Below are 24891 nucleotides of genomic sequence, written 5' to 3'. Positions count from 1 at the left end.
GTTCAGAAACCGAGACTGGACAACAGGTCGTCAACGTCATCCTGTCCCGAAACTACATCTTCACGCTCATCGGCCTTGATCTGGGGCCCGACGCCCTTCTCTGCAGATTCTTCCTTCTCTTCAATCTGGTGCACGGTGCCGGTGAGCTGATCCACATGGCTGGCCATCACCACCAGGCTGAGCATCTGCTCCTCAACCTCTTTTACCAAGGCGGTGACCTTCTGGATAACCTGGCCCGTCAAATCCTGATAATCCTGAGCAAGCAGGATTTCCGAAAGATTGTTGTACATGGTGTCAGCGTCGCTGGCCGTACTGACAAAAAAGCGATCAATCCGGCCGTACAGTTCCCGGAACTCCGCCGGCTGCATCTCCCGACGACGCAGACGTTGCCATTCGTCCCGCAAGGAGGCCGCCTCTTCCCGAAACGCGTTGGCCACCGGCATGGTTTCCTCAACCAGGTCCATGGTGCGGTTGGCCGCTTCGCCGGTCATCTGCACAACGTATTCGAGGCGATCGGAGGCGTCTGTCATCTTCGACAGCGCTTCCTGCTGTTCCGCGTTCCGGGGGTCAATCTGGAAGTTCCGGATGGCTTCGTGCAGGCTCCGGGTCAATCGCCCTACCTCGCGGTACAGACTTTGATCCCTGACCTCGCTGAGTTCATTGATCAGGGTCATGGCTTTGGCATAATCACCGGCATCAACACTCTCTGCCAGCTCTGCTGCCTGCCGCTGGAGCTTTTCGGTCACCTCCGGCTCAAGGCCCCGATGGTTCTTTTTGCTATCGCTCATGAGAGCCATCCGACCTCTGGTTACTGGATTCTTTCAAAGATTTTCTCAATCTTTTCCTTGAGCACAGCGGCAGTGAACGGTTTGACAACGTAGCCGTTCACGCCCGCCTGAGCCGCGGCAACAATCTGGTCGCGCTTCGCCTCAGCCGTTACCATCAATACCGGCAGGGTTTTCAGATTCTCGTCAGCCCGGACAGCCTTCAGAAGATCGAACCCGGACATGCCCGGCATGTTCCAGTCGGTGACCAGAAAGTCGTATTTGCCGCTCTTCAGCATCGGCAAGGCTGTGTTGCCATCGTCTGCTTCATCGGTGTTGGTGAAGCCCAGATCACGCAGCAGGTTTTTGATGATCCGTCGCATTGTGGAGAAATCATCCACAATGAGGATTTTCATGTTTTTGTCCAATGGGACCTCCAGTTAGTAACACCCGGAATTCGTTTGACCTTCGCGTTCAAAGTCTAGCAGGCCGCTGTTTAAACCGCTTATTGTCAGACCTTTGCTTCCGTTGTAAAGCATCGGTTACCAAAAACTACAGACTGCCCCTTCGCAGACACAGACTGAACGCAATCAGCTGTCCGGTTCCTGGCGCCAATCCGACAATCGCCCCCGAAGGCGCAAGGCAGCCTGGCTGTGAATCTGGCTGACCCTGCTCTCGCTGACGCCCAGCACGGCGCCTATTTCCTTGAGGTTCAGCTCTTCCTGGTAATAAAGGCTCAGAACCAGTTTTTCCCGCTCCGGCAGGTCTTCAATGGCCTCAGCCAGGCTTCGCCGGAAGGCATCGGAGGACAACCCCTCCAGAGGGTTATCCTGCGTCTCTGTCTGTTCTATCGGCAGCTCTCCGGATTCATTGAGCTCATCGAGGCTAAAAAGTCGGCCACTGTTGGAATCGGAAAGATAGGAATGATACTCCGCAAGCTCCATGCCCAGCTCCTCGGCCACTTCCTGATCCTGGGCTTCCCGGCCAAGCCGGTCTTCCACAGCCTTGATGGCCTGGGAAATGCGACGGGCGTTTCGATGCACGGAGCGGGGAACCCAGTCGCCCTTGCGGATTTCATCGACCATCGCCCCACGAATCCGGATACCGGCGTAGGTCTCGAAGGTGGCTCCTTTGGTGGAACTGTATCGCTGGGCAGCCTCAAGCAGGCCAATCATGCCGGCCTGCATAAGATCTTCAAGCTGAACGGAAGCCGGCAGGCGGGCCATCAAATGGAGGGCAATTTTCTTGACCAGCGGCGCGTGTTGCTCAACAAGCTGAGATGCCTTCTGCGCACCCGACTGGTTATAGATTCCGAGGTTTTTCGCCAATGTCATGTATCCGGTTTCTTGTTTGACTGGATCCGATTCAGACTTCGACGAGCCGCTCCACAAAGAATTCCAGATGTCCACGGGGTGAGGACGGCAACGGCCAGCTGTCTACCTTGTCGGCCAGAGACTTGATGGCCAGGGAGGCTTTCGCTCTGGGATAGGCATCCAGCACTGCCCTCTGTCTCTGGACTGCTTTCTTCACTGCCTCATCGTAGGGGACTATACCGACATATTGTAGTGCCACATCGAGGAAGCGCTCGGTGACCCGAGTCAGTTTTTCGAACAGATGCCGGCCTTCCTGCTCATTCCGCACCTGGTTGGCAAGAATGCGGAAACGATTGGTTCCATAATCCCGGTTCATCAGCTTGATCAGGGCGTAGGCATCGGTGATGGAAGTGGGTTCGTCACACACCACCAACAGTAACTCCTGGGACGCCCTGAGAAAGCTGACCACCGATTCGGAGATACCGGCGGCGGTGTCGACGATCAGGACATCGATCTGATCCCCCAGCTCGCTGAACGCATTAATGAGCCCGGCATGCTCCATGGGACTGAGCTGGGTCATCCGCTGGGTACCTGACGAGGCAGGAACGATCTTTATGCCGCCGGGACCATTTACCAGAACGTCCTTGAGGTCACAGTCGCCTGCCAGAACATCCTGAAGGTTACGGTTGGCGGTGATGCCCAGCAATACGTCGATGTTGGCGAGCCCAAGATCGGCGTCGAGCAGCACCACTCTCCGGCCTTTCTGCGCCAGGGCAATTCCGAGGTTGACCGACACGTTACTCTTGCCGACTCCACCTTTACCGCCGGAAACTGCAATCACCTGTACCGGATGTGCTCTGCTCATACTGTTTTTTGTCTCTCGCCACGTTTCGCCGGTGCGTTTCCGACGCCTGCTGTCAATCTGTCCGGTCTCAGGCGTGCTCTTTCAGGCCCTCTGCGACCGCCTGCTGTTGCTGGAGCGTTTTAAGCCGATCCACGGCCAGTCGCACCAGCGGAACAGCTTCTGCGTGGTGCAGATCTTCAGGAATCTTCTGCCCGTCTGTGTAGTAGGCTACCGGCAGACCGGTTTCCATGACAAAGCCGAGGGACTCACCCAGTGTCAGGGCCTCATCGATCTTGGTCATCACACAGCCCGCAAGATTTGCCATCTTATAGCAATGCCAGACGGATTTCATGATGCGCGGCTGACTGGTTGCCGAGACGACCAGGTGCGTTTTGACATTGTGATGGCTGCGAGCCAGTTCGGCCAGCTGTTCCTGATAACCTTTATCCGAACTTGTCAGCCCGGCAGTATCAATCAGAACCAGGTGACGGTCTGACAGCTCGTCCAGAATATCGTCCAGGCTGTGAGTCTCATCCACCACCCGAACCGGCACATTCAGGATACGACCGAACACGAACAGCTGCTCGTGCGCCGCCACCCGGTATCGATCGGTGGTAACCAGAGCCAGGGAGTCGGAGCCATGCTTGAGCACGTAACGCGCCGCCAGCTTTCCAATCGTGGTGGTCTTGCCGGAACCGGTAGGACCCACCAGCGCATAGGCGCCCCCCTCATCAAGCCACTCCATACGAGTGGTCCTAACGCCGGTGCAGAGCATTTTCAGGGACTGCTTCCAACCATCTTCCAGTCGCCCTGCCTTATGGCGACGGGAAATTGACCCTGCCAGCTCACTGCCCAGGCCGAATTCCTGCAGGCGCTCGGCCAGCCTTTGCTGAACAGCCGTGTTTGTGGAAACCACAGGGTCCGGCTGCGGGCGACCACCCTGCATCATATCCCTGAGGGAGCTGATCTCGGCGCGCATCTGTGCAAGTTCATCAGAATAGACATCCTTCGGCGCCTGGGGCTCAGCCACACTATCACTGAAATCGCCGCCGACCGTTTCCTGAACAGCAGCAAACGACGGACCTGAGTAGCTGGCTCCCTGGGAGGCACGCTTTTCCCTGACTTCACGGATGCGGTCACGGGATCGGCTCAATTCATCCTCGAGACGACGATGCTGGTCAGCCTGCATTTCTGCCAGGCGGGATCCGTTGGTGGCTTCTTCGGCCTGGTTGCCCAGGCGCTGGCGCGCCATGTTTTCGTCATAGTCCAGCGCCGTCACGATTTCGACACCACCGTCGACCCGACGGTTGGAAAGAATCACGGCATCCGGCCCCATCTGTTCACTGACCTGTTTCAGCGCCTCTGCCATGGTCTGAGCAAAAAACCGTTTTACTTTCATGATGCCTCTTCCTCCACCGGCAACGCCGTGCCGGCGCTGTCCGCTCTGTCATCCGCGCCGTTACTGGCCAACGGACGCCACGATCGTAATCTGTTTGTTATCCGGAATTTCCTGGTACGAGAGCACGTGCAGTCGCTCTACCCCATAGCTGGCAAACTTCGCCAGGACCGGCCGCAGTGGCCCGGACACCAGCAGAATGGCCGGTTTGCCAAGCATCTCCTGCCGCTGGACGCTCTCCTGAAGCGATCGCTGGAGCTTCTCCACCATATTCGGCTCCAGAACCAGGCCAATGTCTTCCTGACCGCCGGATTGTTGACTCTGCTGAACAGACTTCAGCAATAACTGTTCCAAGTCCGGATCCAGGGTGATCACCGGTATCTCCGATTCGTTGCCGCAGATGCTCTGGACAATCATCCGGCGCAGGGACTGCCGGGCTACCGTGGTCAGCAGCTTGGGATCCTGACTCTTCGGATGAACATTCACGATGGCCTCGGCAATGGACCGCATATCCCGGATCGGCACTTCCTCCTTCAGCAGGTTCTGCAAGACCTTCAGGAGCAGACTGATTGAAACGGTGGTGGGTACCAGCTCTTCGGCCAGCTTCGGAGAAATCTTCTCAAGCTGATCCAGCCACTTCTGGACTTCCTCGTGGCCCAGCAGTTCGTGGGCGTGTTTCTGCAACACCTGGTTCAGATGGGTGGCAACCACGGTACTGGCATCGACCACGGTATAGCCAAGGGTCTGTGCCTGGTCTTTCTTATCGGGCTCGATCCAGCAGGCATCCAGACCGAACGCCGGATCCTTTCCTTCAATCCCTTCGACCTTTCCAAATACCTGGCCGGGGTCGATGGCCAGCTCCCGGTCCGGGTGAATCTCCGCCTCGGCGATGGTTACGCCCATCAGGGTGATGCGATAGACGTTGGGCATCAGGTCCAGATTGTCGCGAATGTGCACCGAAGGCATCAGGAACCCCAGATCCTGGGACAGTTTTTTACGAACACCCTTGATGCGACTGAGCAACTGACCGCCCTGGGACTTATCCACCAGCGGAATCAGCCGATACCCCACTTCCAGACCGACGATATCGACGGTGGATACATCGTCCCAACCCAGTTCTTTAGTCTCTCCGGGTGCCGGCAGCTGACGACCCTGATCGCCGCCTGCATCACCACCCGGCGGCAGATCCCGGCCCGCCGGCCGAGGTGCCGCGCCGCCAGCGCCCCTGGCCGGGAAGGCGCCCTCCTCCTCGACAGTCTGCCTCTGGTGTTTCCAGATATACCAGGCAGCACCGCCAGCCAGCGCACCCAGACCAAGGAAAGCCACATGGGGCATGCCGGGAATCAGGCCGAGGATAATCAGGATTCCTGCGGCAATGGACAGCGCCTTCGGCGCACTGAACATCTGCTGCAGGATCTGGCCGCCCATGTCCTGGCTTGAGGTAACCCGCGTTACCATGATCGCCGCAGACGTGGACAGCAGCAGCGAGGGAATCTGTGCCACAAGGCCGTCACCAATGGTCAGCAGCGCATAGCGCTCCATGGCCAGCCCGAAATCCAGGCCGTGCTGGAGCATACCGATGGCGATCCCGCCGACGATGTTAATGGCAAGAATGAGCAGGCCGGCAATGGCATCGCCTTTAACGAACTTGGACGCACCGTCCATGGAACCATAGAAATCCGCTTCCTGGGCAATCTCGGCCCGGCGGTGCTTCGCTTCGTCCTGATTGATCAGGCCGGCGTTAAGATCCGCATCAATGGCCATCTGTTTGCCGGGCATGGCATCCAGGGTGAAACGGGCACTCACTTCGGAGACCCGGCCGGCGCCCTTGGTGACCACCAGGAAGTTAATGATCATCAGGATCGCAAAGACCACCAGACCCACGGCGTAGTTGCCTCCGATGAGTACCGCACCGAAGGATTCGATCACCTTACCGGCCGCGTCGCCGCCCTCGTGGCCGTTCAACAGCACGATCCGGGTGGACGCCACGTTCAGGGCCAGACGCAGCAGCGTGGCCACCAGCAGTACCGTGGGGAAAGAGGCAAACTCCATGGGCCGAAGGGCGTAGACACAGACCAGCAGAATGACAATCGACAGGGTGATGTTGAACGTGAAGAACACGTCCAGCAAAAACGCCGGCATGGGCAGAATCATCATACCGAGCAAGCCCATCAGCATGATGGGAATGCCCAGATTTCCCCGCGTCAGGGTTTTGACGTTATTGAGGACTAAAGCTCTGTCCATGCCGGATACTTCTCCGATTGGCCGTGCCTGCAGGCGTTTCAAAGGTCGAAAATCTGACGCGGCGGCGTCGTTTGGAAGAGTTATCGCAAGATCCGTACCAGCCCTTAGTGGATTTCCGCGAACCGGCCATTTGCGGCCTGACTCGCCTTGCCAGATGCGGTATCCTTGCGCCATTTAATTGCGACGCTAAAACCCCAACCAGACACACAGGTGACCCCATGCCAATCCACGAGGTAAAACACCCTCTGATCCGCCACAAGCTCGGCATCATGCGCCGTGCGGATATCAGCACCAAGAATTTCCGGGAGCTGGCACAGGAAGTTGGTGCACTTCTGACCTACGAGGCCACCAAGGACTTTAACCTGCAGGAAAAAACCATCGAAGGCTGGGCCGGCCCAGTGAATGTGGAACAGATTCACGGCAAGAAAGTCACCATCGTTCCGATCCTCCGGGCCGGGCTTGGCATGCTCGACGGTGTTCTGAGCCTCATTCCTGTTGCCCGGGTCAGTGTTGTCGGCCAGATCCGCAACGAGGAGACACTCGAGGCCAGCACCTATCTGGAAAAACTGGTGGGTGAGCTGGATCAGCGAATGGCCATGATCGTCGATCCCATGCTCGCTACCGGCGGCTCCATGATCTCCACCATTGACCTGCTCAAGAAAGCCGGCAGCACCGAGATCAGGGCCCTGGTTCTGGTAGCCGCGCCCGAGGGCGTCAAGAAAGTCCTCGAGGCCCATCCGGACGTGTCGATCTACACGGCCTCCGTTGATGAACGCCTGAACGAGAAAGGTTATATCCTTCCGGGTCTCGGCGATGCCGGCGACAAGATCTTCGGCACCAAGCAGAAGGACGTTTAAGCATGCAGGACCATACCAACGACCCGGTCTGGAAACAGGCCATTGCCGGCTCACAAATGCTGCTGGTGGCCTTCGGTGCCCTGGTGCTGATGCCATTGATCACCGGCCTGGATCCCAACGTGGCCCTCTTCACCGCCGGCCTGGGCACCCTGATCTTTCATGTGGTGACCGGTGGTCAGATCCCGATCTTCCTGGCGTCCTCCTTCGCCTTTATTGCCCCCGTTATCGCCTCCAAGGGCCGGTTTGGCATGGAAGAAACCCTGGGCGGCCTGATGGCCGCAGGTATTCTTTACATCTTCCTGAGTGGCCTGGTTCGGATGCGGGGCACCGGCTTTGTCCGCCGCCTGCTGCCGCCAGTGGTCATCGGCCCCGTGATCATGACCATTGGTCTCGGCCTGGCGCCGGTTGCGGTTCACATGGCCTCCGGCCGTACGGGTGACGGCGCCAACCAGCTGATCCCCTACGACACCGCTATCTGGATCGCGATGATTTCCCTGGCCGTAACCATCATCATGTCGGTCTGGGCCAAAGGCATCTTCCGACTGATTCCCATCATGTTCGGCGTGATCACCGGCTACATCCTCTCCGCATTTGCCGGCATCGTAGATACTACGCCCATCAAAGAAGCCGCCTGGTTTGCCGTTCCCAACTTCGTTGCGCCCGAGTTCAGCTGGGGCGCCGTGCTGTTCATGATTCCGGTGGCCATCGCCCCGGCCATCGAACACATTGGCGACGTACTGGCCATTGGCAACGTGACCCGCAAGAACTATCTGGAAAAGCCGGGCCTCCACCGCACCCTCCTGGGTGACGGCCTGGCCACCAGTGCTGCTTCCATGCTCGGTGGACCACCCAACACCACCTACTCTGAAGTCACCGGCGCGGTCATGCTGACCAAGAACTTCAACCCGAAAGTCATGTGGTGGGCGGCCGGCGTAGCCATCGTTCTGGCCTTTGTTGGCAAGTTCGGCGCGGCACTGCAGACCATCCCGGTCCCCGTTATGGGCGGCATTCTGTGCCTGCTGTTCGGCTCCATTGCCGTGGTTGGCCTTAACACGCTGATCCGTCACCAGGTGGACCTGTCACAGTCTCGCAATCTGGTGATCGTCGGGGTCACCCTGGTATTCGGTATCGGCGGGATGGTGCTGGGGCACCTGGAAGGCATCGCGCTTTGTGCGGTAGCGGCCATCATCCTGAACCTGATCCTCCCAGGCAGCCGCGAGGCATGGGGCAAAGCCGTCTATGAGCAGAAAGCCGACTGACAGCTCCGGCATCAGCTTCACTGCCCTCTATACCGGTGCCGTCTGGCACCGGTACGGGCTTTCTGACGATACCCTGGCAACGGAAAAAGGCCGCTGGCTATACCGCTTGATGACACCCTTCGAGGCCGCCAGCAAGGCGGCTATCGGTGGCAACATCAGCACCTTCCTCCTGCAACGCCATCTGATCATCGACCACCTGATCGACCAGGCCATCCGCGACAAAGGCATCACCCAGGTGCTGGAAATCGCCTGCGGCATGACTCCCCGGGGCATCCGGTTACGCCAGAAACATCCCCTGCTCCACATGGTCGAAGCCGACCTGCCCGACATGGCCGCCCGCAAGGCGCTCCGCCTGATGGCCACGGGCCGCCTCGGTGACAACCATCAGGTTACACCGATTGATATCCTCGCGGACTACGGTGAGTACCAACTGGAGAAGGTCATAGACCGGGTGTTCGAGAACAACGAGCCGGTGATCATCATCACCGAAGGGCTGACCAGCTACTTTTCACTGGAGACCATCACCGAGTTCTGGCGCCGACTGGCCGCCGCCATGGCCAAACGCCCGGGTTCGGTTTACCTATCCGAGAGCTACTACCAACCCAACCAGCCCTTGCTTAACACCACCCTCAAAGTTCTCGGCGGCGTCCTCGGAGCCGCTACTCGCAGCCAGGTATCCTTCCATTTCCAGACCGACGAGCAGGCACGGGAGTATTTTCTGTCCTGCGGGTTTGCCTCCGCCACAGTGCACGATCCGCGATCCTGGTATGGGGTGCTGCCAATCCCCGAAAGCCGTGGGGAACCGATGGTTCGGGTTATTGAGGCTGGTTGCTGAATTCGACTCTCTGGGATTTTGTAGCCTGCTGGTTTTGGGATTGCGTGGTGGTGGAAGGCCTTTCCAGGACACGCTACGAGCACATCCATGTGCGCTTGGCTGTGGCCATCCATGGCCACAGACAGTCCTGGAAAGGCCTCCCACCACCACTTGTTTAACTAATCAGATAACGCCACAAAAAAACTCTTCAGAGTAGAATTACGTTTCTGGCTTTAAATGCGATATCGAATGGCTTAGAAGCGGGTTGTCGGGTGGGCCTCCCAAAAATGTCGGCGGCCATGGATGGCCGACGCCAAGCGCACATGGATGTGCTCGTAGCGGTTTTTGGGAGGCCCACCCGACAAACCGCCAGCACAGAAACTCGCAGGCTACTTACCGAAATCGAACTCCAATCTAGGCGTCCCGCCGCAAATCAGAGGGAATAGGGAAATCAGGCATACCGGGCTTGGGCCCACGCCCCTTGCGGAACTGCCGTAGCTGGAAGACATAAGCGAGCACCTGAGCAATAGCCATATAGAGGCCATCAGGAATCTCCTCGCCGATGTCGGTGTTGTGGTACACCGCCCGGGTCAGCGGCGGTGTTCTCAGAATCTCGACTTTGTTCTCGCGGGCAATTTCCATGATCTTGAAGGCCACCTCATCTGCCCCCTTGGCCACCACAATCGGCGCCGCCATAGCCTTCTGATCGTACTTCAACGCGACGGCATAGTGGGTCGGGTTGGTGATTACCACGTCTGCGGTCGGCACATCCTGCATCATCCGGCGCTGGGCCATTTCGCGTTGGAGCTGTCGGATCTTGCCTTTGACCTCGGGTTTACCCTCGGTGTCCTTGTACTCGTCCTTCACTTCCTGCTTGGTCATCCGCAGTTTTTTCTGGTGATCGTAGATCTGGAAGGGTACGTCGATGGCCGCGATGATGATGGTGGCGCAAGCCAGCAGGAAGAAGCTCCAGGCGATGGTCCAGAGTACGTGTTCCATGGCCGGCACCACAGGTTCCTCGGCGATGGACAACAGGTCTTCGGTGCGCAGGTCGAGGATAAGGATGGCCAAAGCCATGACAAGGCCGACTTTTGCAATGGCCTTGACCAGCTCGATCAGAGAGCGCATTGAGAACATGCGCCCCAGGCCCTTGATGGGGTCCATACGATTGAGTTTCGGGGCCACGGCCTTGCCGCTGATCAGCAGACCGCCAATTCCGATTGAGCCGAAGATGGCGGCAATAAGAAGTAGTACCAGAATCGGTGAGAGGGCCCAGGCGGCTTCCTTGGAGGACTCGATGAGCTGGACGCTCATGTGCCGCATGTCAAAGATGGCGGACCGTTCGATCACGAAGCTGTCGCGCATGATGGCTTCCAGCGACGCTCCGAGGCTGGCGCCGAACACGAGCATGCCTCCCGCGCCAGCCAGGAGCACCGCCATGGTGGCCAGCTCTTTGGAACGCGCAGTCTGGCCCTCCTCCTTGGCTTTTTCGAGCCGTCGGGGGGTGGCCTCTTCCGTTTTTTCCTGACTGTTATCGTTTTCTTCGGCCATGAGTCTTTACGGCTGCCCCTGCAGTCCCCGCATGAATTCAAAGGTCTCCCGGGTGTACTGATCAAAGTGCGGCAGAAAATTGGCGTGCAGCACCCATATGGCAAACAATCCAAAAATCAGGCCAATCGGAAAACCGAGAGCAAAGATGTTCATCTGGGGAGCAGCGCGGGTCATGACGCCGAAGGAGATGTTGACGATCAGAACGGCGGTAACCGCCGGCAGCGCCAGGAGCATGGCGGAGGCGAACATCCAGCTGATCCGATGGGCCAGTTCCCAGACGCCGGTCTGGCCCAGTCCCTCCATGCCGATGGGCAGGGTGCGAAAGCTTTCGATAAAGACTTCGAAAGCCACCAGGTGTCCGTTCATGGCCAGGAACAGCAGGGTGATAGTAATGGTATAGATCTGCGACAGGACGGGCACGTTCACGCCGTTGGCCGGATCCACCATGGAAGCGAAGCCCAGGCCCATCTGCATGGCGATCATCTGGCCGGCGATGACGAAGAGTTGCCAGAGCGCCGTGAGTGCGAAGCCCATGCCGACACCAATGAGGATCTGCTGCAGGGTGATCACCACCGCATCGGCGCTCAGTGCCTCCACCTGAGGTACAGGCGGGATCATGGGTGCAATCAGGATGGTCATTAGCAGAGCCAGCCCCAGCCGGATCCGTGCGGGCACCAGCTGGGTACCGAATATAGGGATCACCATCAGGAAGCTGGCCAGGCGGAACAGGGGCCAGATGTGCTGGCCGACCCATTGGCCGATAATGTCCGCGCTGATTTCCGCCGGTATCATCCGTCAGCCGATCAGGTAGGGAATGTTACCGAACAGCCGGTTGGCGTGGTCCAGCAGCTGCGTCAGCATCCAGGGGCCCCACACGATGATAACGATCAGCGTGACCAGCAGCCGGGGCAGGAAGCTCAGGGTCTGTTCGTTAATCTGCGTTGCCGCCTGAAAGGTACTGACCACAAGGCCAATCACCAGACCCGGTCCGATGATTATCGAGGCAAGGAGAACAATCATCCAGAGGGCTTCGCGCAGGATGTCGATAACGGTTTCCGGAGTCATGACGCCTCCTATATTCCGTAGCTGGCGGCCAGGGTGCCCATGATCAGGGCCCAACCGTCCACCAGCACAAACAGCATGATCTTGAACGGCAGGGAGATGATGATCGGCGACAGCATCATCATACCCATGGCCATGAGAACACTGGCCACCACCATGTCGATAATCAGGAACGGGATAAACAGGATAAACCCGATCTGGAACGCGGTTTTGAGCTCACTGGTCACGAATGCCGGCATCAGTATCCAGAAGGACACGTCCTCGGGGGTATCGTATTGTACGTCCGAGATTCGCATGAACAGGGCCAGGTCACTCTCCCGGGTCTGCTCCAGCATGAATTTCCGGAACGGCTGGCTGGCCAGTTCCACTGCCTCCAGGGACGTCACCTCTTCCTGCATATAGGGTTGTAATGCCACCCGATTGGCCTCTTCCAGCACCGGTTTCATGATGAAGATGCTGAGGAACAGGGCCAGTCCCAGGAGAATCTGGTTCGAGGGCGTGGACTGCAGGCCGATGGCCTGGCGCAGGATGGCAAACACAACGATGATGCGGGTAAACGAAGTCATCATCATGAGCATGGCCGGCAGGAACGTCAGCGCGGTCATCAGCGCCAGGATCTGCAGGGTGACCGAGTATTCCTGCGCGCCCTCGCCTTCTCCCGGGGTCACGGTAAACGCCGGTATACCGGGGATGCCGGAGGGTTCCTGGGCGAACGCCAGAGGTGCCCAGAAAAAGCCTGCCAATAAAATCAGGGAAGGCAGCAGTCGCTTGATGGTTGCGGCAAGCATGGGGCTAATCGTTCCTTGTCGGGGAGGTCCAGGATTTGCCGATCATGCCCTGCAGGCGGCGGGCAAAATCGCTGGAACCGGCGCTGCCGGCCTCGACAACCGGCTCATCAAACACATGGAGGGTTCGGATCGCCGATGGCGTAATGCCCAACAGGATCTGCTGGCCGCCCACTTCAATCAGGGCAATACGCTCCCGGGCTCCTATAGCCATCACCGAAACCACCTTGATGGCGTTGTTGTTCATGCCGGTCATGCCGTTCATCCGCCGGATGATCCAGGCGCAGCCATAGATGACTGCCACAACGGCCACCAGACCCAGCCCGAGGCTGACGATGGTACCGAGCGTATCCGGGGCTCGCACCGGAGAGTCGGGCGCGGCTGTCTTTGCCGCTTCCTGGGCAACAACCGGATGGATTACCAGCAGCGCCAGTGCCGCAGTCAGTCTGGCCCACATGTTACTTCTGCAACCGCTTGATGCGTTCGCCCGGGCTGATCACATCGGTGAGACGGATGCCGAACTTCTCATTCACCATGACCACCTCGCCATGGGCAATCAGCGTACCGTTAACCAGCACATCCAGGGGCTCGCCCGCCAGCCGGTCCAGCTCGATAACCGATCCCTGGTTCAGCTGTAGCAGGTTCCGAATCGGGATCTGGGTGTTGCCGACTTCCATTGAGATAGTGACCGGTATGTCGAGGATAACATCGATATCCGGAGCCGGGCCGCCACCCTGGGCGGGCTCACTTCCGGCATCAAACTCTTCCATGGGGGCAGCCTGAACGTCGTCTTCGTTGCCACCGGTCTCGCCGGCCTCGGCCATGGCAGCGGCCCACTCGTCCTCACGTTCGCCTTCGTCACCGGACTCTTCCATGGCGGCTTCCCACTCGGCAGCCAGCTTTTCGTCTTCGCTGAGTTCCTGCTCGTCTTTCTTGTCGTCGTCAGCCATTGCGTCCCACCTTCAGTTGTTTCTTTACCTTGGGCACAGATGCCCGTTCGTGAATTCGAAGCGCCAGTTTCCCGTCACGGGTTCCCAGAGTCGCCTTGTAGACCGGGATTCCGTTGGCAGTGACCGTCAAATGCTCGGGAATCTCAACCGGGATGATGTCGCCGGCTTTCATCTTGGCAATTTCCCGCAACGAGATCCGACGGCGACAGACCGTGGTGTTGATCGGAACGTTTACCTCTTTGATATCTTCCTGAAGCGCATTCACCCAGCGCTCATCCACATCGTCGATATCACTCTGGACACCAGCATCCAGCACGTCACGAATGGGCTCGATCATGGAATAGGGCAAGGCAAAGTGCAGCTCACCACCGCCGCCGTCGAGCTCAATATGGAAGGTGCTGACGACGACCACCTCACTGGGGCTGACGATGTTGGCCATGGCCGGGTTGACCTCGGAGCTAAGGTACTCGAAGTCCACCTTGAGGACCGCATGCCAGGCTTCCTTCATGTCATGAAACACCTGATCCAGAACCATCTGGACAATGCGGGTCTCGGTCGGGGTGAACTCGCGGCCCTCGATCTTGGCGTGGCGCCCTTCCCCACCGAAAAAGTTGTCCACCAGTTTGAAGACCAGTTTGGCATCCAGCACGAAGAGCGACGTGCCGCGCAATGGGCGAACCTTGCACAGGTTGAGACTGGTGGGCACGTAGAGGGTGTGGATGTATTCGCCAAACTTCATGATCTGAACGCCGCCAGTCGAGACATCGGCGTTACGTCGCATCAGGTTGAAGAGGCTGATCCGGGTGTAGCGGGCAAAGCGCTCGTTGATCATTTCCAGGGTCGGCATCCGGCCCCGGACAATGCGGTCCTGACTGGCAAGGTCGTAGGACTTTATGCCGGTATCGTCAGTCTCTTCATAGGTGTCTATGTCACCGTCGTCCACCCCGTGGAGGAGGGCATCGATTTCATCCTGTGACAACAAGTCCTGCATACGTAGTCCTGCCCCTGAAGTACCTTGGCACGTGCGCTATTGCACGACGAAATTTCTGAATAACACCCGTTTGATCGCGGGCTCGCCTTCCTGCTCCAGCACCTGATTCACCGTAGTCAGCATCCGGTCGGCCAGGCCGCTCCGCCCCTCGGGCGTCTGCAATTCATTGAAGTCGCTGCTTCCAAGAACCGTGACCAACTGGCTTCGAATCAAGGGCATATGCAATTTGGCAGCTTCCAGCGCCTGCTGATCTGTTGACTCGAGCGCCAGATAAACCTGGGCGTAGCGCTGGCGACCCTCCGCCTGAACCGTGGTAACGATGGCTTTGTCGATCTGGTGATAGCTACTGGGAATGAAGGTTTCCTCTGCAACCTCTTCTGCCTCACCGTCGTCGCCACCCATACCCGGCAAGCCATCACCGAGAAACCAGAGGGTGCCCACCACGGACAGTACAATCGCCAGAATGACCACCACAACCAGCATGATGATCAGCTTCAGTTTTCCTTTCTTGGCGGGCGCCGCTTCAGATTCGTTATTTTCAGCCATAGTCTTCGATTTGCCAGAAATCCGTCAGACGGAGCGTTTTCCGTGACTTTTCAGGATAAGATGCAAAGGACGGGCCAGAACACCCAACCTTCCCGTTCAGAACAGCAGTTTAGCGTTGCCGGGAAGGATGGGCAAAAGAGATTGGGGGGAATTTTCAGGAGTGTCAGGCGAAGATGTCCACTTCGCCTTTCCAGCTCAGATCAAGGCTACCGGTATTGGCATTGTCATCTTCATGATCGCCAGCGACGAGGGACGTCGAATCTGCCTCGGAGCCGTCACCGCCTCCGGTTCCCTGTTCGCCGGTCTGCTGCCTGGGCGAGTCAGACACATCAAAGCCTGCCAGTGACAACCCCTGCTCACCCAGCATGTCCCGGAGCCGATGGGAGTGAAGTTCCAACTGATCCCGGACCACCGGATTCGCAGAATGGACAGTAATGTTCGCCTGCTCGTTCTGCACCCTAACCTTGACCTCCATGGGCCCCATGTCCGGCGGAGTCAGGTGGATTTCAGCAACCGACATATTGCGGGCGGTCAGCCAGCTGAGCTTGCCGACCAGTTTGTCGCCCCATTCAGCGTGGCCGACCGGCACGTCGATCGACGTGGCATAACCTCGCAGGGGCGCAGCATTCTCGCCTGCCAGCTTGGCGGCGCCATTCGCGTTATTGGCCACCTGCTGGGAGACAAGATCCATGGCTGACTGGAATCGGCCAGACCCCATCAGCGAGCCCGAATCCGGATTCCGACCTGAATCGGTGAGTACCGACGCTTTCATAACATCTGTCAATGTGGCATCGCCAGTGACGGCACCGGCCGAGGTCTGCCCCTTCTGACCGGACACGGACGAGAGAACGCCATTAAACATGCCGGCAACCGCAGTTGCCTGCCCCGTCCCGCCAGCTGACACACTGGCGCCGGTTCCAGCGCCGCTCACCGAAACGACGGCCTCACCGGAACGGCCAGCCTGCGGCCCCAGTAATGACTGTAACTCGGCAAAGGTCAGTGGCAGTGCGGTGGGCCCTGCTCCGGCTTCATCGCTGGCAACGGGCACGTCACTGGATTCCCGGGAGTCGCTACCGGAGGCCGCATCAGGCTTCTCGCCAGACTTTGCGCTGGCATTGGCATCGGGTTTTGTATCCGACGCATCGTCACGGGCAGACCGGGTTTCATCAGCAGACTTTGCATCGGCGTTGCGATCCGCTCTCTGGCGGTCCAAACGCTTCTGCTCTGCCTGGGAGACAGATTCAAAATCGTTTTTTCTGTCAGCCGGATCCCGGCTGGCTCCGGATTTCGACGGGCCGGAATCCTTTTGAGTCCCGGGCGAGGGAGTTTGGGGGAGAACCATCTGGGCCATGGCAACCTCTTGCCGCTTTTATCGCATTGTCGCCCTCACCTTGCCGGACTTCGCCGGTGTTTGGGCGGTTAATCAACTCTATGCGAAAGACTTAGCAATTGTGATGCCAGAGCACATGGGCGCTTTCTGGGGGAAGACCTCCTGTTGACGAAAATTACCGGGCCATCAATCCATCAAGGCCATGAATCACCTGCGCGAATTCCTGATCGATATCATTCAATAGATCCGGCGCATCGCCCAGCCTGGATTCTTTTCCAGCCATCTCGGCCTTGAGACAAATTTCGCCAAGCCTGGGTGCACCGATATTGATGCAACTGCCCTTGAAACTGTGGGCTGTCTTCGCGAAGGCGTCGCTATCCTCTGCCTCGAGCGCTTCCCGCAGCGCCCGGATTCTGTCCCGGGAATCTGCCAGATAGGTCTGTATCAGGACTTCGAATTCATCCTCCATGACGTCCCGAAGTTCAGCCAGCGCCTCCTCGTCCAGGTGTGGTTTATCAGTCATCTCGATCCTCCGCTGTACGGGCGAACTGCCAATCATAAACAATTTCAACATGATTGCCCTGTTCATGAAACCTGATGGTTTCAGCCAGGCGTTTCAACAGCAGCAGGCCCCGCCCTGCATAACGCCCCCCTTTTGGCGGGGAGATACCGGAAGCCACACTGGGATGATTCCGGAAATCGAACCCCTGACCACTGTCCTCGCAAACAACACGAAGCCTGCCGCCATCCGGTTTCAGGGAATGATGCAGCGTAAACCGGATGTAGTGACCCTCTACGTTGGCCAACCTCCGGTTGCGCTCGGCATAGTAACGGCCAAACCCCTCGGGCGAATGCTTCCAGTCTGAGGGCAGCTCCAGAACGCCGTGTTCCAGTGCATTGTTGTAGAGTTCCGCCAACAAGGTGTAGATTTCGCCGCTTTTCCGTCGAAGACCCGGCACTTCCATGCAGATATGAAGCAACAAAGGCAAGGGGCTGAATTCTCCGAGGGTCCTTTCCCGGATTTCATAGGTGCAGCGCCACTCCGCCGGCCCTGCAAGCGCAGACGGTGAGGCACGATCTGGCAGCGGCGCCAGCCCTGCCTCGTCCATCATTTCCAGACAGCACAGCGTCAGGTCGTCGCCATCCTCAAAGTTGCCGGTAAACCGGTGAACTGCGGCCATCATGGCGTCAAAAGGGTGGTCATCCGCTTCCAACTGATCAAGGGTTCCAGTCACACCCTGCTCGCCAAAAACGTTGCCCTCGCTGTCGGCGGACTCCAGAAAGCCGTCGGTCATCATCAACACCCGGTCACCCGGTGCAGCTCCGACCCTCTCGAAATCGGCATTGAACTGATCCGGCGACAGGATACCGAGGGGCAAATGCCGTGATGGTAATGCCAGATGCTCGCCTGAGGGCCGGATCAGCCAGCCATCCGGAAGCCCACCGTTCCAGATCTGAATCTGATTAAGCTTGAAGTCCGCCTCTATCATGGCGCCACAACAGAACATCCCGGTGGGCAGAATTCGTTTGAGCTTCTGGTTAATCTCGCGCAGTACGTCCTCACCATTAAAGCCCTTGTTGCTCATGCCGTAGAAGATCTCGGCAACCGGCATGGCCCCAATCGCCGCCGGCAGACCGTGGCCGGTGAAATCCCCCATAAAAATCAACATTCCGCCCGCGGGCCGGGGCGAAGCAAACAGCACATCGCCGTTGAAAATGGACTGAGGGGAGGCGTGATAGCGAATGCTGGCGGCGTCGAGGCAACCCGAATGGGCCACATTATCGAACACCCGCTTGGCGATCTCCTGTTCTTCCGTGAGCTGGCGATTGCGCTCACGGATCAGATCGCGCTGGTCTGACAGGGTCTGGTGCATCAGCCGCATTCGATTGAACGCCTTGATCTTGGCTTCGATGATAATCCTGTTGTAGGGCTTGCCCAGAAAGTCATCACCACCGGCCTCCAGGCACCGGGCCAGGGCGCCCGCTTCAGACAGGGAAGTCAGAAAGATCAGGGGGACCAGCCGCTCACCAGCCAGAACCTTGATCTGACGGGCAGCTTCCATGCCATCCATGATCGGCATAAGGGCATCAAGCAGAACCAGATCCGGTGCCTCGCGCTGAAATACCGAGACGGCATCCAGCCCATTGGCGACGTCCAGAACCTCGTGCCCGAGGCGCTTCAGGAGTGTTTTCAGGATGAGGCGGTCGCTGTCCGAATCGTCAGCGATGAGTATTCTCAGAGGACTGCTATGTTCTGCAGCGGAATCATCCATGACTACTCCGGCAGTCCGCGAGCATCAGCGGATGTTGAACAATTGCTCGAAATTGGAGATGGAGAGAATCCGCCGCACATCGTTATTACAGTTTTCAATGACGATGCGGGCACTGTCGCCCCCGGCGTAATCCCTGAGCAGCAACAACATACCAAGGGCCGAGCTGTCCAGATAGGTGGTGTCCGACAGGTCCACAATGTAGTTGCGGACAGTCGGGTCACCGTGCTCATAGGCATCCCGGAACGCCTGGTGGGTGCTGAAATCAAACCGACCCTTGATCCTGATAACAAGGGTCTGACCGTCATCATCACGGCGGGTCTGAATCGGCATTCCTCAACCTCCCAAGATATCAAGAGCAGCGTTTAACCGGCGGTTTTCACCGGTCCTTCCTCGGGTAAGGATAGCTGAGTGGACTGACTTTGCATCCGTTTTTGCTTGATGTGGAGCAAGATTCAGCGTTGACGGCGAGTAAAGGCCCGCCCGGCCGCCTCATCCGAGAGCTTTTGTTCGCGAAGATCCTGCTCTTTTTGCTCCTGTTGCCGACAGGTTTCTATGTACTTTTCCATGCCGCGACGCCGCTCCCAAGCCTGCTGCCACTCATGTTTGCGTGCCTCAAAGACCTGTTCGGCCTGCTCCAGTTGCTTCTGCTGCTGCCGTATCACCTGGTCCAGCTGCGCAATAAAGGCCTGCCAGGCCTGTAGACGGGACACCTGCACCACGCCCTGCTGGCTATTGCGGATCTGGTCCCGGTACTCCTGCTGGTAACGGTTCAGGTTCTGCACCTGTTCGCGCTGCTGTTCGGCCAGCTTTCGGGCCTCACCCATTCGCTCCAGTGCCTCCTGTTCCTTGCGTTCTTCCAGGGAAAGAACCACCTCCAGCCGCCGGGATCGCAGCATCAGGCATCACCGCCGCTGGCGCCGGCAGCCGGATTGGGAACGGCCGACTTGCGCCGCTCGGGGGAACGACGTTCCGGCACCACCGCCAGCAACTGTTCAATGCTGTCTTTCAAGGGAGCGCTCTCGTTGAGACCCTGCTGCAAAAACTGGCGCATATTGCCAATATGAGTGATGGCGAAATCGGTCTCCGGGTCGGAGCCCTTCACGTAGGCGCCCACGGAAATCAGGTCCCGGGCCTGCTGATACCGGGAGTACACCTGTTTGAAACGCTGGGCTCTGGAAAAATGCTCGGTCTCGGTAACCTGGGGCATCACCCGACTGATGGACGCTTCCACATCAATGGCCGGGTAATGGCCCTCTTCGGCGAGCCGACGGGACAATACAATGTGGCCGTCCAGAATCGCACGGGCGGCATCGGCGATCGGATCCTGCTGGTCGTCACCCTCGGTAAGCACGGTGTAGAAGGCGGTAATCGAGCCGCCCCCGGGGCGACCGTTGCCGGTTCGTTCCACCAACTGGGGCAGCTTGGCAAACACCGAGGGTGGGTAGCCTTTGGTCGCCGGAGGCTCGCCCACAGCAAGCGCGATCTCCCGCTGGGCCTGGGCGTAACGGGTCAGGGAATCCATGAGCAGGAGCACTCGCTTGCCCTGGTCCCGGTAATATTCGGCAATCCGGGTGGTCAGCATGGCGGCGCGCAGCCGCATCAGGGGGGAGTCATCGGCGGGCGCGGCCACCACCACCGAGCGTGAAAGCCCCTCCTCGCCCAGGATATCCTCGATAAATTCCTTTACCTCGCGGCCCCGTTCACCAATCAGGCCCACGACCGTAATGTCGGCATCGGTAAAGCGGGTCATCATGCCCAGGAGCATACTTTTACCCACGCCGCTGCCGGCGAACAGACCCAGGCGCTGACCCTGGCCGACGGTCATCAACGCGTTAATTGCCCGAATACCTACATCCATCGATTGGCGCACCGGCGCACGATTCAGGGGATTGATGATATCGCCTGTGAGCGCTACGCGGGCTTCGGCCTGCAAGGGCCCTTTTCCGTCCAGAGGCTCACCACTGCCATCCACAACCCGACCGAGCAACTGGGGCCCGACCGGAACTCGGCTGGCGGCGGATAGCGGCACGACCCTGGCACCGGGCTTGAGCCCTTCAATGGCAGTGAGCGGCATCAGGTAAACCCGGTCATCCTCGAAACCCACCACCTCTGCTTCAACATTGCCGGTGTTCTGGCCGAAGATCACGCAGCGGTCACCGACAACCATGGGGCAGCCGACACATTCCAGTGTCAGACCGACCATTCGGGTCAATCGGCCCGAGAGTTCCGGCTCCGGTTCGTTGCCCAGAAAGCCCTGAAAGCGGTTCAGACGGTCAGCGAGGTTCGAGGTCATCACCGTCACCTTCATCTTGCGCCGGCTTCGAATCACCCGAGAAATCCCCGGCATCCTGAGAATCCAGGACGTCCCGGTGGAAACCGGTCAGGTCTTCCATCATCGAATCCAGCTCTTCGGTTTCTCCGCCCTCGCTGTCGTTCATCTGCTGGTCCAGCATGCTCTGAACCGCCCGCTGGAAGCGTTTTTCGACGGTGAAGTCCACAAGGCTGTGACGGGTCTCTACCTTGCAACCACCAGGTAGAATGCTGGCGTCTTCAATGACTGAAGCAGAGGCATCCAGACGCGCGGTCACCTCGCGGACCATCTCACAGTCTTCGGGATTTATATGGATCCGGATATTGTCGGCAGTGGAGGGCAAGGCTTCCATGGCACGGCGAACGACATGCCGGATCTGGGAGGAGTCGATGGTCAGTTCGCGGTAGACCACGGCCCTCGCCAGAACCGTAGTCAGGTTCACCAGAGAGGTTTCCAGCTCGTCTTCGTGCCGCTTGATTGGCTGCAGCAGCTCACCCAGCAAATGCTCAAGCCGGTCGAGCTTGGCGTCGATCTCCTTGCGGGTGTCATCGTACCCCTGGGTCTGGCCCTGTTCCCTACCCTCTGCCAGGCCGGTTTCCAGTCCTTCCCGGTGCCCTTCTTCCTTCCCGGCCTTCAGACCGTCCTCGTAACCCTGATCCCGCCCCTCTTTAAAACCGTCTTCACGGGCGGCCTGACGAATCTCATCGATGTCCGCTGCCGTCAGGGGTTTGACCTCGCGTTCCTCCTCCCGGGGCACTTCATTGCCACGGGCATCGAGTAAGGGCAACTCCCAGCGCTCATAGGCGGTCAGCTGCTCCTTGGGAATACGATTGACGTCTCGGCTGGAATCTTTCATTACATCATTTCTTCGCCGGCCCCGCCGAGGGAGATTTCACCGGCCTCGGCCATACGGCGGGCAATGGTAATAATGTCCTTCTGGGCCGACTCGACTTCGCTGACCTTGACCGGCCCCTTGGCCTCAAGATCATCCTGCAGCAACTCCGCAGCACGTTTGGACATGTTCTTAAAGATCTTCTCCTGGACCTCCTCGTCAGCACCCTTGAGGGCCACCACCAGCACTTCCGAGGATACTTCCCGCAACAACGCCTGAATACCGCGATCGTCCACTTCCTTGAGGTTGTCGAACACGAACATCAGATCCTCAATGGTGCTGGCAAGATCCGGATCCATATCCTTGATGGAATCCATCAGATTGCCTTCAATGCTGCGATCCATGAAGTTCATAATGTCGGCTGCGCGTTTGACACCACCGATACGGCTGGTCTGGGAGGCGGCACCGCCAGAGAACTGCTTCTCCAGAATATCGTTGAGCTCCTGTAACGCCTGGGGCTGGATACTCTCAAGAGACGCCACCCGCATCATGACGTCAAGGCGCACTTTTTCGTCGAGGGTACCAAGAATTTCGGCTGCCTGATCCGGATCCAGGTAGGAAATGACAATGGCCTGAATCTGCGGGTGCTCGTAGCGGATGATGTCGCCCACTGCACGGGGCTCCATCCATTTGAGGGTATCAAGGCCCGTGGTGTTGCCACCAATGAGGATGCGATCGATCAGGCTCGATGCCTTGTCATCTCCCAGCGCCTGGGTCAGCATCGTGCGGATGTACTCATCATTACCAACACCCAGACCGGTCTGGCCGCCCACGGCGTCAACGAACTGATTCATCACATAGGTAACTTCGTCCTTGCTGACGTCCTTCATCTGGGCCATGGCCACGCCCACACGCTGAACTTCCTTTGGCCCCATATGCTTGAGGATCTCAGCGGCGTCCGCTTCGCCCAGTGACATCAGCAGAATCGCAGCCTGTTCCACACGCGGAATCTTCCGCTGTGGCTTCTTCGCCTCACCGCCACCCTGTTGATTGGTTTGCTCAGTCATCGACATTCACCCACTGGCGCATTACCTGTGCGACCCTCGCAGGATCCTCGGCAATCAGACCTTTCAATGCGTTCAGCTGTCTATCATAGCCGTCTGTGGCACCCGGCAAAAGCAGATCATCCTGAGCAGACATGGCCTTGCGTAACTCATCTCCGCCCTCGATATCGTCAAGACCACCGTAACCGCCACCGCTGCCAGAATCCAGACCGCGCTCGCGCTGGCCACCACCCGACAGGCTCTTGAGCGTGGGACGCAACAAGCCAAGCACCAGCACCAGAATGACCAGACCTGCCAACACCTGCTTCATCAGGTCCCAGAACCAGGGCTGCTCCCAGAAGGCCGGGGCCTCAAACTCGACCGCTTCTTCCGGTGCAAACGCGGTATTCATCACCGTAACGCTGTCTCCGCGGGCGGCGGAGTACCCCACCGCATCCCGCACCAGCATGCTCAGACGCTGCAGTTCCTGCTCCGGCCAGGGTTCGTAGCTGACTTCGCCGGTCTGGGGATCAACCACTTTCATATCATCCACCGCCAGAGCAACAGTGACGCGCTTCACTCGTCCCAGTTCCTGGCGTCTGTAGCTGACAGTGCGATCCATTTCGTAGTTCCGCGTTGACTCTCGACGCACGTTCACCGGCTGGGGCGCAGCCTCTTCGCCATCAGCACCGGCGGCCTGTTCCGGAACAGTGGCATCGGCCGGGGGCTGATTCGCCAGCGCTCCGGGGATGCCGCCCTGGGCACCAGCTGCACGCTGTTCGGTGAGTTCCCGCTCGCTGCGCACCGCCTGCTGTTCGGGGTTGAACAGTTCTTCCGCCTGCTCCACCGAGGAAAAGTCCAGATCTGCCGAAACTTCCGCGCGGTAACGGCCGTCTCCTACAATCGGTGCAATCAATGACGCCACACGGCGGGTCAGACGCTCCTCGACCTTGGCGGTGTATTCATATTGATCCGCCATCTGGTCGGCGGTGCTCTGACTCTCCTTGCCAGTCAGCAGATTGCCGTTCTGGTCGACGACGGTGACATGCTCTTTGCTCATCATGGGAACGCTGCCGGCAACCAGATTCACAATGGCGTTGATCTGCTCCTGCTCCGGCCGGCGGCCAGCGAACACTTCGAGGAATACCGAAGCCGACGGATCGCGAGCATCACGGACAAAGACCGAGCGCTCCGGAATTGCCAGGTGCACCCGGGCATTCCGCACGCCGCGCATACTGGCGACTGTTCGGGCAAGCTCCCCCTCAAGCCCGCGGCGGTATGAAATGGTTTCCATGAACTGGGAGGTGCCAAGACCGCGTTCCTGATCCAGTAACTCGTAGCCCATGGTTTGACGATCGGTAACACCCTCCGCCGCCAGTTTCAGGCGAGCGTCGTAAACCTGCTCGGACGGCACCAGCAATGCGCCGGTACGCGGATCCATCTTGTAGTCGATACCGCTGCTGTCGAGGATGCTGGTAACGTCCTGAGGGTTGTAGGAGGAAAGGTCGCCAACTACCGGCTGATAGTTCGGTTCCTGGGCCCAGAGCACGACCGCCAATCCCAGCGCTACGCTGGCGGCAAGCCCCACCATCAAACCGATCTGACGCAGCAGATTGAGCCGGTTGAAACCCATGAACAGGTCGCCACGGCTCTCTGGTGCGTCGCCCTCGCGAGCTGCCGGCATGTTGGAGGGGTTGGATTCTGCAGGTACGCTGGCCATGACTCT

General features: G+C 58.7%; 26 protein-coding genes. 3 read left to right on the top strand and 23 right to left on the bottom strand.

Translation table 11 applies throughout. The features are described 5' to 3' along the window. Positions 1–2: 2 nt before the first annotated feature. The 6 genes from ABNF92_RS17800 to flhA form a co-directional block, all read right to left on the bottom strand. Positions 3–788 carry a protein phosphatase CheZ gene (locus ABNF92_RS17800; RefSeq protein ID WP_069183676.1) on the bottom strand — a complete coding sequence of 262 codons (786 nt, stop codon included), beginning with the start codon at positions 786–788 and terminating at the stop codon, positions 3–5. Between the two features lie 20 nt (positions 789–808). After that, the gene (gene cheY, locus ABNF92_RS17795) at positions 809–1192 is read right to left on the bottom strand and encodes a chemotaxis response regulator CheY (RefSeq protein ID WP_008173086.1); all 384 of its coding nucleotides are present in this window, start codon (positions 1190–1192) and stop codon (positions 809–811) included. A 162-nt stretch (positions 1193–1354) separates the two neighbouring features. Next, the gene (locus ABNF92_RS17790) at positions 1355–2098 is read right to left on the bottom strand and encodes an RNA polymerase sigma factor FliA (RefSeq protein ID WP_069183202.1); all 744 of its coding nucleotides are present in this window, start codon (positions 2096–2098) and stop codon (positions 1355–1357) included. A 31-nt stretch (positions 2099–2129) separates the two neighbouring features. Then, positions 2130–2942: a MinD/ParA family protein gene (locus ABNF92_RS17785; RefSeq protein WP_069183201.1), complete on the bottom strand. Its 813-nt coding sequence runs from the start codon at positions 2940–2942 to the stop codon at positions 2130–2132. A 67-nt stretch (positions 2943–3009) separates the two neighbouring features. After that, positions 3010–4320: a flagellar biosynthesis protein FlhF gene (gene flhF, locus ABNF92_RS17780; protein WP_349342902.1), complete on the bottom strand. Its 1311-nt coding sequence runs from the start codon at positions 4318–4320 to the stop codon at positions 3010–3012. Positions 4321–4380: 60 nt separating this feature from the next. Further along, entirely contained in the window at positions 4381–6561 is a 2181-nt protein-coding gene (gene flhA / locus ABNF92_RS17775; RefSeq protein ID WP_153633608.1) for a flagellar biosynthesis protein FlhA, read from the bottom strand. 218 nt (positions 6562–6779) lie between these two features. Between flhA and upp the strand changes: the two genes are divergently transcribed. From upp to ABNF92_RS17760, 3 genes are read left to right on the top strand one after another with little or no spacing between them, the layout of a single operon-like run. Continuing rightward, positions 6780–7418 carry a uracil phosphoribosyltransferase gene (gene upp / locus ABNF92_RS17770; RefSeq protein WP_069183198.1) on the top strand — a complete coding sequence of 213 codons (639 nt, stop codon included), beginning with the start codon at positions 6780–6782 and terminating at the stop codon, positions 7416–7418. Between the two features lie 2 nt (positions 7419–7420). After that, entirely contained in the window at positions 7421–8677 is a 1257-nt protein-coding gene (locus ABNF92_RS17765) for a uracil-xanthine permease family protein (RefSeq protein WP_069183197.1), read from the top strand. Then, positions 8658–9512 carry a class I SAM-dependent methyltransferase gene (locus ABNF92_RS17760; protein ID WP_349342901.1) on the top strand — a complete coding sequence of 285 codons (855 nt, stop codon included), beginning with the start codon at positions 8658–8660 and terminating at the stop codon, positions 9510–9512. Before ABNF92_RS17765 ends, ABNF92_RS17760 begins: the two co-directional genes overlap by 20 nt. Positions 9513–9905: 393 nt before the next feature. On the opposite strand, the gene flhB is transcribed toward ABNF92_RS17760, so the two are convergent. The 17 genes from flhB to fliF all read right to left on the bottom strand — a co-directional run bounded on the left by flhB (position 9906) and on the right by fliF (position 24885). Continuing rightward, positions 9906–11042 (bottom strand): flagellar biosynthesis protein FlhB, encoded by a 1137-nt coding sequence (gene flhB / locus ABNF92_RS17755; protein ID WP_349342900.1) that lies wholly within the window; start codon positions 11040–11042, stop codon positions 9906–9908. 6 nt (positions 11043–11048) lie between these two features. Further along, entirely contained in the window at positions 11049–11834 is a 786-nt protein-coding gene (gene fliR / locus ABNF92_RS17750; RefSeq protein WP_349342899.1) for a flagellar biosynthetic protein FliR, read from the bottom strand. A 3-nt stretch (positions 11835–11837) separates the two neighbouring features. Continuing rightward, positions 11838–12107, bottom strand: a complete 270-nt coding sequence (gene fliQ, locus ABNF92_RS17745; protein WP_008173075.1) for a flagellar biosynthesis protein FliQ — start codon at positions 12105–12107, stop codon at positions 11838–11840. Positions 12108–12115: 8 nt separating this feature from the next. Then, positions 12116–12892 (bottom strand): flagellar type III secretion system pore protein FliP, encoded by a 777-nt coding sequence (gene fliP, locus ABNF92_RS17740; RefSeq protein ID WP_136631518.1) that lies wholly within the window; start codon positions 12890–12892, stop codon positions 12116–12118. A 4-nt stretch (positions 12893–12896) separates the two neighbouring features. After that, positions 12897–13346, bottom strand: a complete 450-nt coding sequence (gene fliO, locus ABNF92_RS17735) for a flagellar biosynthetic protein FliO (RefSeq protein ID WP_349342898.1) — start codon at positions 13344–13346, stop codon at positions 12897–12899. Between the two features lies 1 nt (position 13347). Continuing rightward, positions 13348–13839 carry a flagellar motor switch protein FliN gene (gene fliN, locus ABNF92_RS17730; RefSeq protein ID WP_153633613.1) on the bottom strand — a complete coding sequence of 164 codons (492 nt, stop codon included), beginning with the start codon at positions 13837–13839 and terminating at the stop codon, positions 13348–13350. Next, positions 13832–14830, bottom strand: coding sequence for a flagellar motor switch protein FliM (fliM, locus tag ABNF92_RS17725; protein WP_349342897.1), 999 nt, complete (start codon positions 14828–14830; stop codon positions 13832–13834). The genes fliN and fliM overlap by 8 nt, the downstream gene beginning before the upstream one ends. A gap of 36 nt (positions 14831–14866) precedes the next feature. Beyond that, positions 14867–15376, bottom strand: a complete 510-nt coding sequence (locus tag ABNF92_RS17720; RefSeq protein WP_153633614.1) for a flagellar basal body-associated FliL family protein — start codon at positions 15374–15376, stop codon at positions 14867–14869. Between the two features lie 163 nt (positions 15377–15539). Beyond that, positions 15540–16727 (bottom strand): flagellar hook-length control protein FliK, encoded by a 1188-nt coding sequence (locus ABNF92_RS17715; RefSeq protein ID WP_153633615.1) that lies wholly within the window; start codon positions 16725–16727, stop codon positions 15540–15542. A 154-nt stretch (positions 16728–16881) separates the two neighbouring features. Next, on the bottom strand, positions 16882–17229 hold the full coding sequence (locus ABNF92_RS17710) for an Hpt domain-containing protein (RefSeq protein WP_069183187.1): 348 nt from the start codon (positions 17227–17229) through the stop codon (positions 16882–16884). Next, positions 17222–18979 (bottom strand): fused response regulator/phosphatase, encoded by a 1758-nt coding sequence (locus tag ABNF92_RS17705; protein WP_153633616.1) that lies wholly within the window; start codon positions 18977–18979, stop codon positions 17222–17224. Before ABNF92_RS17705 ends, ABNF92_RS17710 begins: the two co-directional genes overlap by 8 nt. A 24-nt stretch (positions 18980–19003) precedes the next feature. Next, positions 19004–19309, bottom strand: coding sequence for an STAS domain-containing protein (locus tag ABNF92_RS17700; RefSeq protein ID WP_153633617.1), 306 nt, complete (start codon positions 19307–19309; stop codon positions 19004–19006). A 122-nt stretch (positions 19310–19431) separates the two neighbouring features. Beyond that, complete coding sequence (fliJ, locus tag ABNF92_RS17695; RefSeq protein WP_153633618.1) at positions 19432–19875, bottom strand: flagellar export protein FliJ; 444 nt, start codon at positions 19873–19875, stop codon at positions 19432–19434. Beyond that, positions 19875–21272: a flagellar protein export ATPase FliI gene (gene fliI, locus ABNF92_RS17690; RefSeq protein ID WP_209400990.1), complete on the bottom strand. Its 1398-nt coding sequence runs from the start codon at positions 21270–21272 to the stop codon at positions 19875–19877. The genes fliJ and fliI overlap by 1 nt, the downstream gene beginning before the upstream one ends. Continuing rightward, positions 21253–22146 carry a flagellar assembly protein FliH gene (locus ABNF92_RS17685; RefSeq protein WP_349342896.1) on the bottom strand — a complete coding sequence of 298 codons (894 nt, stop codon included), beginning with the start codon at positions 22144–22146 and terminating at the stop codon, positions 21253–21255. The genes fliI and ABNF92_RS17685 overlap by 20 nt, the downstream gene beginning before the upstream one ends. Further along, on the bottom strand, positions 22146–23189 hold the full coding sequence (gene fliG / locus ABNF92_RS17680; RefSeq protein WP_153633620.1) for a flagellar motor switch protein FliG: 1044 nt from the start codon (positions 23187–23189) through the stop codon (positions 22146–22148). Before fliG ends, ABNF92_RS17685 begins: the two co-directional genes overlap by 1 nt. Beyond that, positions 23182–24885: a flagellar basal-body MS-ring/collar protein FliF gene (gene fliF, locus ABNF92_RS17675; protein ID WP_349342895.1), complete on the bottom strand. Its 1704-nt coding sequence runs from the start codon at positions 24883–24885 to the stop codon at positions 23182–23184. Before fliF ends, fliG begins: the two co-directional genes overlap by 8 nt. Positions 24886–24891 lie beyond the last annotated feature (6 nt).

The sequence above is a fragment of the Marinobacter sp. MMG032 genome, from assembly GCF_040112695.1.
Lineage (GTDB): Bacteria > Pseudomonadota > Gammaproteobacteria > Pseudomonadales > Oleiphilaceae > Marinobacter > Marinobacter salsuginis.
This window is presented reverse-complemented; position numbering and strand designations above follow the sequence as displayed.